The sequence below is a fragment of the Actinomyces provencensis genome, from assembly GCF_900155435.1.
GTDB lineage: Bacteria > Actinomycetota > Actinomycetes > Actinomycetales > Actinomycetaceae > Pauljensenia > Pauljensenia provencensis.
This window is the reverse complement of the sequence record NZ_LT700225.1, coordinates 1-1,035: the sequence shown is the minus strand read 5'-3', so window position 1 is coordinate 1,035 and position 1,035 is coordinate 1. Positions and strand designations below refer to the sequence as shown.

Genomic DNA, 1,035 nt, shown 5'->3' with positions numbered 1-1,035 from the left:
GTGCCTACCGCAACCCCGACCGGGCCGCCGGTCGAGACCAGCTGGCCCACCTCATTGATGCCATCAGCCGCGAAGTCCCCTCCGTCCTCGCGGAGATCACCACGCTGGGACGCACCCTCAAGCGGCGCGCCACAGACGTCCTGGCCTACTTCGAGCGCCCCCACACCTCCAACGGCCCGACAGAAGCCCTCAATGGTCGACTGGAACACCTGCGCGGCTCAGCCTTGGGATTCCGCAACCTCACAAACTACATCGCCCGCAGTCTGCTCGAGGCCGGAGGATTCAGACCCCAACTACACCCTCAATCGTGAAGAGCCACTAATCATTAGGTGCTCCCCGCGAATGCGGGGATGATCCGGGTGACCTTAGTCGCACGGGGGCAGAGGTTCAGTGCTCCCCGCGAATGCGGGGATGATCCCTCAGGGGCGGGCACAACTCACTCGCGCACTCCGTGCTCCCCGCGAATGCGGGGATGATCCCTGTGAACACATACAGTTCTAACTAATCATTAGGTGCTCCCCGCGAATGCGGGGATGATCCCTTGACCGGTCGGCCGAATATGACCTAGGTTTGGTGCTCCCCGCGAATGCGGGGATGATCCCTATTGATTAGTTAGAACGTTAGAACGTTAGAAGTGCTCCCCGCGAATGCGGGGATGATCCCTGTACCGGGTAGAGCGGTATAGTTAGAAGTAAGTGCTCCCCGCGAATGCGGGGATGATCCTAGCCGAAACACCCCCGCTCGGGGGTGTCGTGCGTGCTCCCCGCGAATGCGGGGATGATCCTGGCCCTGACGGCCGAACAACCCAGGGAACCCTGTGCTCCCCGCGAATGCGGGGATGATCCCGTCGTGCAGCGACTGGCGTACATCACGCTCACGTGCTCCCCGCGAATGCGGGGATGATCCCAGTATAGCGGGAACAGAACGAGTTCTGATGGTTCAGAATTGCCTGTCGATATTTCGCGATCGTAATCCGGACACGCTTTGGTGATAACGCCAAAATGTGTGAGCGGGCCCGTAGAATTACGCTATGGG

General features: G+C 60.7%; 1 protein-coding gene and 1 CRISPR repeat array. The gene reads left to right on the top strand.

All coding sequences use genetic code 11. The features are described 5' to 3' along the window. A partial coding sequence (locus BQ9890_RS14375) for a transposase (RefSeq protein ID WP_143226474.1) occupies nucleotides 1-311 on the top strand: 311 nt, incomplete at its 5' end. A gap of 18 nt (nucleotides 312-329) precedes the next feature. Next, nucleotides 330-908: a CRISPR direct-repeat array (repeat unit 30 nt; unit sequence GTGCTCCCCGCGAATGCGGGGATGATCCCT). Between the last annotated feature and the right edge of the window lie 127 nt (nucleotides 909-1,035).